This is a genomic window from Bartonella queenslandensis AUST/NH15, assembly GCF_000312585.1.
In the GTDB taxonomy this organism is placed as follows: Bacteria; Pseudomonadota; Alphaproteobacteria; order Rhizobiales; family Rhizobiaceae; genus Bartonella; species Bartonella queenslandensis_A.
Genome location: NZ_HE997987.1, coordinates 75,920 through 85,489 on the forward strand (window position 1 = coordinate 75,920; position 9,570 = coordinate 85,489).

Consider the following 9,570-nt stretch of genomic DNA (forward strand, 5'->3'; position numbering starts at 1 on the left):
AGCCCTTGTTTTACATAAGCCTTTAGAACATCAGCATGTTGTTCTTCAAGGATTCCAGAAAGTATGAGTGATCCACCTTTTTGAAGCACTTGAACCATTTCTGGTGCAAGTTCAATGAGAGGGTTGGCAAGAATATTGGCAACAATGAGATCAAAGGGGCCCCGTGATGTAATTTCATTATGGGTAAAACCTGTTGCTGTAATTGCTGTAATATATTTCTCTACACCATTGAGTGCGATATTATGTTGTGCAACTTTGATAGCGATTGGGTCGATATCCGATGCAAGTATAGCAATAGGTTTGAGTTTTGCCATGCCAATGGCTAAGACTCCACTGCCTGTTCCAAGATCAAGGGCATTTTGTGGATTTTCGTGTTTCATTACTTTGGCGATCATTTCCAAACAACCGGCTGTTGTTCCATGATGTCCTGTCCCAAAGGCTTGATTTGCTTCAATTTCAATAGGGAAAACATTTGTAGGAATGGTATCTCGGTTATGACTCCCATGAAGGAAAAAAGGACCAGCATGTACAGGTTTTAGTCCTTCTAGGCTTTTTTGTACCCAGTCAATATTGGGCAAAATTTCATGATTAATTTTATCAGAATCTATAGAAAGAATGCTAGCAAAGCGCTTCAAAGTCTTCTCTTGATTGTCTTGATCAACATACAAAGAAAGCTCATAGACAGCATTTTGTTCATCTATCTCTACAAGAGCCAGAGGATATCCTTCTTCGTCAAAAGCTTTTTCTATAAGGGTATAGAGCCGTTCTGCTTCATTTTTAAAAGTCGTATAATAGAGGCGAATTTGTTGTGACATGCTGTTCTTTCTTTTGATCGGCTTTTTTAGTTTGAGATAAGCTTTTTTAGCCGTTCAATAGCGATTTTATCTTTTAATTCGCTATCACTTTCTTCCGTTTCATAACGGATAACACCTGCTAATTTTCCACCTTTTTTGAGTAAAAAAATTGCTGCCGTATGGTTGTAAGTATAATTTCCATCTTTTCCAGGAACTTTTTCAGCAACGATGTTGAAAGAATTGACCGTTTTATGAACTTTTTCAGGATCTCCACTAATGCCAATAATTTCATTGGTAAAATTACTGAGATATTCATGAAGCACTTCAGGGGTGTCACGTTCAGGATCAACAGTTACAAACCATTTTCCTAGTTTATCAGCTTTAGGCCCAAGGGCTGTAAGCCATCGATCAAGATTCATCAATGTCGTAGGACAGATTTCAGGGCACATTGTAAAACCGAAGAAAATAATTGAAGGTTTACTGCGGACATCAGCTTCGGTAATCGTTTTTCCATTTGAATCAGTGAGAGTAAAGCTATCACCTAAAGGCTTATTTATAAATGCATCATAAATAAAAACTCCCGTAAGAAATATAATTGTTAGCCCTAAAATACGGATTACATTTTTCATAACTTGTCTCTCTAAAACTTGTCAAGAAACTCTAGCATTGGCTGTTTTTTTTTGCAATGTTTGTTGTTTGTTTCACGGTTGATTTTATTGGTTTGGTTGGTATGTCTTTCTATGTCTATGATGAAATATTGGTAAAAGATGCATGAATATTGAGAACGATCTGCGATTTCATGAAAGTAATCCCCGTATTCATACGACAGCACGGCTGCATGGTTGTAAATTAGGGCGTTATGTGGAAATTAATGAGCGGGTGATTTTGCGGGATGTAACCGTTGGAGATTTTTCTTATTTAGAACGTAATAGTGAAGCTATTTATAGCGATATTGGGCGTTTTTGTTCTATTGCTTCTCATGTACGGATGAATGCGTTGGAGCATCCTATGGAGCGCGTTTCAACGCATAAAATAACCTATCGTCCAAACGAATATTTTCGTTATATGGCACTCGATCGTTCTCTTCGTGAAAGGCGTTGTGCAAAACGTGTTATTATTGGGCATGATGTATGGATTGGACATGGCGCGGTTATTATGCCTGGGGTGATAGTTGGACATGGGGCAATTATTGGAGCAAATGCTGTTATAACGAAAGATGTTATGCCTTATACGATTGTTGTTGGGGTTCCTGCTAAGCGATTGCGAATGCGTTTTCCCGATCATGTGATAGAAGATCTTTTAGATATGGCTTGGTGGGATTGGCCGCTTGATAAAATTCACAACGCATTGCCTGATATGCAAAATTTATCCATTGAAGCTTTTGTTTGCAAATGGAAATGGCATTCAGAATAAAATAAAATGTTTTTTTGAAAAAATGGATTGTGTTTTTTTTGTTAAGCTTTGTCTACAAAATTATCCAGTACGCGCTTTTCTCCAGCTTTTTCAAACATGATTGTCAATTTATGATCGTCTATCGCTGTAATATGACCATAACCAAATTTTATGTGAAAGATTCGATCATTGATAGAAAATTTTGATGATTCATGAGAGATTGATTGAGCGATAATTTTTCCTTCAATATTTTTGTTTTTTTGTGCAGGTTTTTGTCTTGGTGTTGCATAGTTATTATAAAAGGGATCATGATGTTGAAAGGAGGATTTTCCATAACCACCATAGGATGTTTCCATGGCTATGATTTCTATATGCTCTGCTGGTAATTCATCTAGAAAACGGGAGGGAAGAGCAGATTGCCAAAGGCCGTGAACTCTGCGGTTGGATACAAACCATATATGCAGATATTTTTTTGCTCTTGTAAGCCCTACATAAGCAAGACGCCGTTCTTCTTCTAGTCCTGAACGTCCTCCTTCATCTAATGAGCGCTGATGGGGAAAAAGTCCTTCTTCCCAGCCTGGAAGAAAAACTGTTTCAAATTCAAGTCCCTTAGCGGAATGAAGTGTCATGATGTTGATAGCATCCATGTTTTCATTATTTTCCGTTTCCATAACCAGTGCAATATGTTCTAAAAAGCTTTGAAGATTTTCAAATTGTTCTATGGAACGGATCATCTCTTGAAGGTTCTCTAGTCGTGTGGGTGCTTCTGGTGAGCGATCTTCTAACCACATGGTTGTATAACCAGAATCGTCAAGGATGATCTCAGCAAGCTCTCTGTGGGGGGTGCATTGCAGCATATTTTGCCAGCGACGGAAGTTTTCAATAAGGCTTCGTAAAGCACTGCGTGCCTTAGGTTTTAGCTCATCTGTTTCAATGATGTCAGCGGCTGCGGAAAAGAGAGAAATAGCACGTGCTCGCGCACTCTCATAAAGGATGCGCAAGGTTGCATCTCCTATGCCGCGTTTAGGTGTATTGATAATACGCTCAAAAGCTAAATCATCAGCTGGGTGGACAACAACGCGTAAATAAGCCATGGCATCACGTATTTCCATTCGCTCATAAAAACGAGGACCACCAATGACGCGATAGTTAAGGCCAAGCGTTACAAAGCGATCTTCAAATTCACGCATTTGAAATGAGGCGCGTACCAATATAGCCATATGATTTAATGCATGACCGGTTTGTTGGGCGCGTTCGATCTCTTCTCCGATTGCTCGTGCTTCTTCTGCCGAATCCCATGCTGAATGAATTTTTACTTTTTCTTCCTCACTCTTTATTTGAGCAGAGAAAAGGACTTTCCCTAGCCTTTCTTCGTTATGGGCAATCAGATGGGAGGCGGCTTTAAGAATATGGGATGTTGAACGATAATTGCGTTCTAGACGAATAGTTTTGGCAGAAGGAAAATCTTTTTCAAATCGTAATATATTCTCGATTTTTGCACCACGCCATCCATAAATGGATTGATCATCATCGCCAACACAACAAAGATTAACATTTTGACCTTGAGGATGTTGTGCCAAAAGGCGAAGCCAAAGATATTGTGCTGTATTCGTATCTTGATATTCATCGACAAGAATATAGCGAAATTGAGAGTGGTATTCGCGAAGAATATCTGGATTGTGTTGGAAGATGGAGATAGAATGAAGCAGAAGATCGCCAAAATCACAAGCATTAAGATCTTTGAGGCGATTTTGATAGCTGCGATAAAGTTCGCGTCCCATGTCGTTGCCAAAGGAATGCGCATCACTTTTTGAGACATGGTCTGGCGAAAGTCCTTGATTTTTCCAAGAATCAATCATCATAGCCAAGTTTCGTGCGGGCCAACGCTTATCATCTAATCCTTCAGCTTGAATAAGCTGTTTTAAAAGTCGAAGAACATCATCGCTATCAAGAATTGTAAAGTTTCTTTTTAAATCAACAAGCTCTGCATGTCGGCGTAAAATTTTAGCACCAGTGGAATGAAAAGTTCCAAGCCAAGGCATTCCTTCAACAACTTCACCAATGAGTTCACCAATACGTGTTTTCATTTCACGGGCTGCTTTGTTGGTGAAAGTGACAGCAAGTATTTGTTGAGGTGAGGCAAGTCCAGAGCGCAGAATGTGAGAAATACGGGTTGTTAAAACGCGTGTTTTTCCAGTACCAGCACCTGCAAGAACTAAAAGAGGCCCCTCAGTATTCATAACAGCTTGTTGCTGTTCTGGATTGAGCTGTTCTAAATAGTTTGTGTTATATGATTTTTTTCCTTCTAGAATAGGGGAAGAAAACCCAGAGTTTTTCTCATCATGGGCTGGGGGGGAATCTTCTTCAAAGAAAGGTATGTGATCGGAAAAATTATTCATTATACCTTTTTTGTAATCTTTTTTTCATTAAAGTGCTAGGTTTAAAAAACTTTTCTTTTAAAAACCACAACAGTCTTAACTGAACGAGAGATGTTAAGACAAAAGCAAGTTAAAGGCGTTGTGTCAGAATACTTTGAAGGGCGTAGACGCGTAACGACGCCGAAAGATTGACTTTTTGCGGTCTTTGGCTATCAATATCAGTGATAATAAAAGCTAAAGATTGTCCTTTTTTGCGGGCTATATCTTTGAGAATATCTAAAAATGGTGGTTCTAAAGAGACACTCGTTGCGTGTCCATCAACGCGGACAGATATCTTTTGTGGCGTGACTCTTGACCAATCAATAGAATTACTTTCGTCCATTTTCCCCCTTTTATTCGTCGTTTCGTAAACGATTTTGATCAAGAAATTTTTGCGTTTTGAAAGATTTTTGTTGCTCGAAAAGTTTTTCAGTTTTTGTTCGCCCAAAACGATAGCGATTTTCTTCAGCATGAAGAGCTTTTTCTGCACGCTTTTTTTGTTTTCGAAATTGGCGAAGATTTATCGGTTCAGTCATGAAGAAGAATTATTTTTTCCGAAAAGAATCTAAAGAGACAACATCAGCGCTTTGTTTTGTATCGTTATTTAAAGGTTCTTTATTGGTACTGAGATTTTGTCCTTTTGTGGGTGTATTTTCTTTTTTTTGTTTGTCTGATAGAGCGATAGGCGTAGATGGGGTATTTTCTGAATCTTCACTTTCTACAGAGGGAAGTTTTGAAGGGAGATCAAATGCAGCTTCAAATGCTGCTACAGGATCGTAAAAGACTTGAATGGAAGTAAAAGGAACCACAAGTTTTTCGGTAACTTCTCTGAAAGAGAGGGTTACTTCAAAGGCTGTTTCTGAAACACTGAGATCTCTAAACTGATGTTGCAAAACAATCGTCATTTGCTCAGGATAGCGATTCTTTAGCCGTGGAGAGATTTTGACGCCTGGGGCATTTGTAAAAAAAGTTATAAAAAAATGATGGTTCCCCGGAAGTCCTGCTTTAGCAACTTCCGATAAAACTTTACGGATAACTCCACGAAGCGCATCCTGAACGAGAATATCGTAACGGATTTGATCTTTAATCATCGAAGTTTATTCCTTTTATTTCACGTAGCAGAATGGGTCGTATTGATATCCAGTTTAAGAGAATGTATTAAAAAACGAGCAGTATTTTGTTTACGAGTTACCTCATTGAATCAAAAAAACACGAAAAATAATGTCTGATAATATCTGAAAGATCAATCAATAACATTTTAAAAAGTGAAGGCTTCTGTTGCCAGGTGCCTTCCAACCCCGCTTAAACCTGCGACGGTTTAAGAGTCAATTTGAAACATTCACACCACCTTAGGCGGCGAGACGTGCTTCCGCATAGTTGTCATTTGCAACTACTCATTTAGCCCGATAACGGTGGTACAATGCCGAGTAAAAGAGCGATCTTTACACCCTTGTCGATCCTATTTCGCCCCCACCAAATATAATTTAGGTTGTTTATATTTTGGTGGAGGCGCCGGGTACCGCCCCCGGGTCCAATAGGTTTATTTCACCGTCCATTTATTACCATAGCTGGCAAGCCAGCCCTTTAAATATAGATGAAGAACAGTCTTAGGAAAAGGGGGGGTTGTTAATATTTTTAATCCTCTAATTATTTATGGAGCTATATGAGGCGGCTGTGAAGTATCGCCGCTCATTTTTGGAGAGGAGATGATGCAAAATGACAAATAATCTAGCAGATATTAAAGTATATGATTCAAATCCCGATGCAGCAGCCGTTGAACGACTTAGCCATCGTTTAGCTTTGGTGATGAAAAAGCAGGATGCAGCGCTTGTTGCGACATCGGATCCAAAAGAGTTAGAACGTGTTGAAAAATGGGTTCAAGATGTTTTAGAAGCTGATGAGCAGAGTGCTAAAATGGCGGTTTCAAAAGTTGCTCAGATGATGGCTGGAGAGCGTCGAAAAAGTCGTATAACTTTTTATTATTTAGTCGCTAAGCAACTCGATGCACTTCATAAAATTTAAAACAATATTAAATTTACGATAATGAATAAAAAGCCCAAGAAATTGGGCTTTTTTATTAGAGTGCGTTAATGTTTTTCATCGTCTTGGAGGTGTCCTCCTTTACGCATACTTGGGACAAAGAGAAGCGCAATGAAAGCCATGATCATCACGATGGTTATGTAAAAGTAAAAGAGTGATTCATACCCATACTTTTTTAGTCCAAGCGCAACGTATTCAGCAGAACCACCAAATAAGGCGTTCCCAATGGCATGAGAGATGCTAACGCCTAATGCTCGTATGGAAGAAGGAAACATGGCTGATTTTACCACACCAGAGATGGATGTATACATACTCATAATGAAGAGCAAGCCAATAATGACGGATAAGGCAACCCATATACTATGGGTGTTACCGATTAACCAGAGTCCAGGAAAGGTAAAGATGGCAGAGAGTATACTCCAAATGATGAGTAAAGTTTTTGTTCCAATTTTATCGGCAATGATCCCTGCTATAGGCTGGAAGAGGATAAAGATAAAGAGCACAGCCGTCATAATCGTTGTTGCGGTATGTTTATCAAAGCCGCTCGTTGTGATCAGATATTTCTGCATATAAGTCGTAAAGGTGTAAAATGTGAGTGATCCTCCTGATGCAAAGCAGGCAATTACGACAACGGCTTTTGTATGTTTGGTGAGAAGTTCCTTAAGACTACCAGAGTGTTTTTGAGAACGGCTTTCTTTCGTGGTTGTTTCGTGGAGCGCACGACGCAGATAAATCGCAACGAGTGCTCCAAATCCACCAATCACAAAAGGAATACGCCATCCCCATGATTTTAACTGATCTTCAGAGAGATAAGATGCTAGAATAAATATAATGAAACTAGCAAGAAGCTGACTGTAATAAGAGTGGCAGATTGAAAAGAAGCAAAAAGCCCACGATGTTTTTTTGAGAGCAACTTCACTCATATAAGTGGCTGCTGTACCATATTCGCCTCCCGCTGAAAGTCCTTGCATCATTCGAGCTAAAAGGAGAAGGATTGCTGATGTTATTCCTAAGGTTTCATAGGTGGGAAGTATGGCAATGAAAAAAGAGCCGCCACATATCATAAAAATGGATACAAGCATTGAGCGTTTACGTCCATAACGATCAGCGATAAATCCCAAAAGCCAAGCGCCAATAGGGCGCATAAGAAAGCCAATAAAAAATACACCTGTAGTTTTCAACAGTGGCGTAATCGTATCACCATTTGAAGGAAAAAATTGTGATGCAAAATAAATTGATGCAAATGAGTAAATGTAAAAATCATACCATTCTACGAGATTTCCTGATGCGCTTGCTATAATAGCAAAAACGCGTTTTCTTGCATCCTGTTATGCTGAAATTGTTCCATTTTCCATGAATTGTTCCCCTTTTGGATTTATATGTATATTTTCTAGAATTAATTTTTTATGATTTCCAGAAAAATTCAATTATATAATATTTATTTTTTATGAAAAATATTTAAAATAATATTTTTAAATTTTATCTATTTATTATAGACTAAAAATAGTTTTCTTAATGCTTTAAATGATATTTAATAATTTATAAAATAAATATTAAAGTTATTTTAATAATAGTTAATAAATTTATTGTATTAATAAGCCCTATTTATTATTATAAATTATCACTTATAAAGTATTTATAAAAAATTAATTAAATTTTTACTTTTAATAATTTACAATGCGCCATTTTATTAATTTATTAAATAATTTTTACCCATAGACTAATTCTTTTTATGAGTTGCAAGAGGTATCATTGTGAGGGGATGATATAAAAAAGGTAGAAATGAAAAAATCTTGCGGCATTGAGTTTTTTTATTTGATCTATAAAATGATAAACAACAATGATCATTCGAGATGTTATGAAAATGATCTCTGAAGATCGTAGAAAGTGTTCGATAACTTTTCATTATTGAGAGTAAGATAATGAGATGGGTTTTATAATATAAAAAATTAAGTTTTTGGGTAAATAATTATAAAAAAGCCCAATTTTATGGGCTTTTTACATTTAGTAAATAAGTTTAATGAAGTTGATCTTTATCGAGATATCCTCCTTTATCTATATCGGGCATAAGGAGAATAGAGATGAGGGCAATGATCATCATACCGACAATGTAAAAAAAGAAAACAGATTCATATCCCATATTTTTTAATCCAAGTGCTACATATTCAGCAGAGCCGCCAAATAGTGCATTACCGATGGCAAAAGCAAATCCAACACCGATTGCTCGGATTGAAGCAGGGAACAATTCTGCTTTTATAATACCGGCGATGGATGTATAAAAACTCATAATACAGAGTATTCCGATAATGATTAAGAGCGCTGTCCATGCATTATGGGTATTACCAATCATTTTAAGGACAGGAATGGTGCAAATAATGGATAAGACACTCCAACTAATGAGTGAAGCTCTTACTCCAATTTTATCGGCTAGGGCACCTAAAAGAGGTTGGAATAACATAAAAATAAAGAGGGCTGCAGTCATTATCGTGGTTGCCGTTTGTTTATCAAAGCCGGTGGTTGTGATCAGATATTTTTGCATATAAGTGGTGTATGTATAAAATGTGAGTGAGCCGCCAGCTGTAAAGCCAACAACCAAAAAGAATGCTTTTTTATGATTGCGAAAAAGTTCTTTAAGACTACCGGCGTGTTGTTCAGAACGGCTTTTGAGGGTTGTTGTTTCATGAAGCAAGCTACGCAGATAAATTGAAACGATTGCTCCAAAGCCACCAATGACAAAAGGAATACGCCATCCCCACGCTTTTAACTGATCCTCGTTAAGGCAAGATATTGATTTATAATGATAATCTAGCGTTATTCATATTGAATGAGAGTCCCGAATAACGTAAGATTCTCTTATTTCAAACCTGCTTATCTTGAATCAATCAAAACCACTCACTTGCACATCACAAGCAGGATGAGGGTGTGGA

At 37.6% G+C, this 9,570-nt stretch carries 9 protein-coding genes, 1 other RNA gene and 1 pseudogene; 2 read left to right on the forward strand and 9 right to left on the reverse strand.

Going from position 1 to position 9,570, the window contains the following annotated elements; genetic code table 11:
- Together BN338_RS03145 and BN338_RS03150 are read right to left on the reverse strand one after the other, a co-directional pair.
- On the reverse strand, nt 1–815 hold an 815-nt coding region (locus BN338_RS03145; protein ID WP_039759005.1), incomplete at its 3' end, for a 50S ribosomal protein L11 methyltransferase.
- Nucleotides 816–841: 26 nt separating this feature from the next.
- The gene (locus BN338_RS03150; RefSeq protein ID WP_039758981.1) at nt 842–1,423 is read right to left on the reverse strand and encodes an SCO family protein; all 582 of its coding nucleotides are present in this window, start codon (nt 1,421–1,423) and stop codon (nt 842–844) included.
- Between the two features lie 142 nt (nt 1,424–1,565).
- Between BN338_RS03150 and BN338_RS03155 the strand changes: the two genes are divergently transcribed.
- Nucleotides 1,566–2,207: a DapH/DapD/GlmU-related protein gene (locus BN338_RS03155; RefSeq protein ID WP_039758982.1), complete on the forward strand. Its 642-nt coding sequence runs from the start codon at nt 1,566–1,568 to the stop codon at nt 2,205–2,207.
- A 41-nt stretch (nt 2,208–2,248) separates the two neighbouring features.
- On the opposite strand, the gene BN338_RS03160 is transcribed toward BN338_RS03155, so the two are convergent.
- The 5 genes from BN338_RS03160 to ssrA form a co-directional block, all read right to left on the reverse strand.
- Nucleotides 2,249–4,585, reverse strand: coding sequence for an ATP-dependent helicase (locus BN338_RS03160; protein ID WP_039758985.1), 2,337 nt, complete (start codon nt 4,583–4,585; stop codon nt 2,249–2,251).
- Nucleotides 4,586–4,694: 109 nt separating this feature from the next.
- Nucleotides 4,695–4,946, reverse strand: coding sequence for a ribbon-helix-helix domain-containing protein (locus BN338_RS03165; protein WP_039758987.1), 252 nt, complete (start codon nt 4,944–4,946; stop codon nt 4,695–4,697).
- A 10-nt stretch (nt 4,947–4,956) separates the two neighbouring features.
- Nucleotides 4,957–5,139: a DUF4169 family protein gene (locus BN338_RS03170; protein ID WP_039758988.1), complete on the reverse strand. Its 183-nt coding sequence runs from the start codon at nt 5,137–5,139 to the stop codon at nt 4,957–4,959.
- A 9-nt stretch (nt 5,140–5,148) separates the two neighbouring features.
- A complete protein-coding gene (locus tag BN338_RS03175) occupies nt 5,149–5,694 on the reverse strand; it encodes an SspB family protein (RefSeq protein WP_039758990.1) in 546 nt (181 codons plus the stop codon).
- Between the two features lie 173 nt (nt 5,695–5,867).
- Nucleotides 5,868–6,223, reverse strand: a transfer-messenger RNA (tmRNA) gene (gene ssrA / locus BN338_RS11050).
- 96 nt (nt 6,224–6,319) lie between these two features.
- On the opposite strand from ssrA, the gene BN338_RS03180 reads away from it, so the two are divergent.
- The gene (locus BN338_RS03180; protein WP_039758992.1) at nt 6,320–6,625 is read left to right on the forward strand and encodes a DUF2853 family protein; all 306 of its coding nucleotides are present in this window, start codon (nt 6,320–6,322) and stop codon (nt 6,623–6,625) included.
- Nucleotides 6,626–6,690: 65 nt separating this feature from the next.
- Here the strand turns inward: BN338_RS03180 and BN338_RS03185 are convergent, their stop codons facing one another.
- Nucleotides 6,691–7,944, reverse strand: coding sequence for an MFS transporter (locus BN338_RS03185; RefSeq protein WP_198003668.1), 1,254 nt, complete (start codon nt 7,942–7,944; stop codon nt 6,691–6,693).
- Nucleotides 7,945–8,660: 716 nt separating this feature from the next.
- Nucleotides 8,661–9,422 (reverse strand): annotated as a pseudogene (locus tag BN338_RS03190) (MFS transporter); the annotation flags it as partial.
- Nucleotides 9,423–9,570 lie beyond the last annotated feature (148 nt).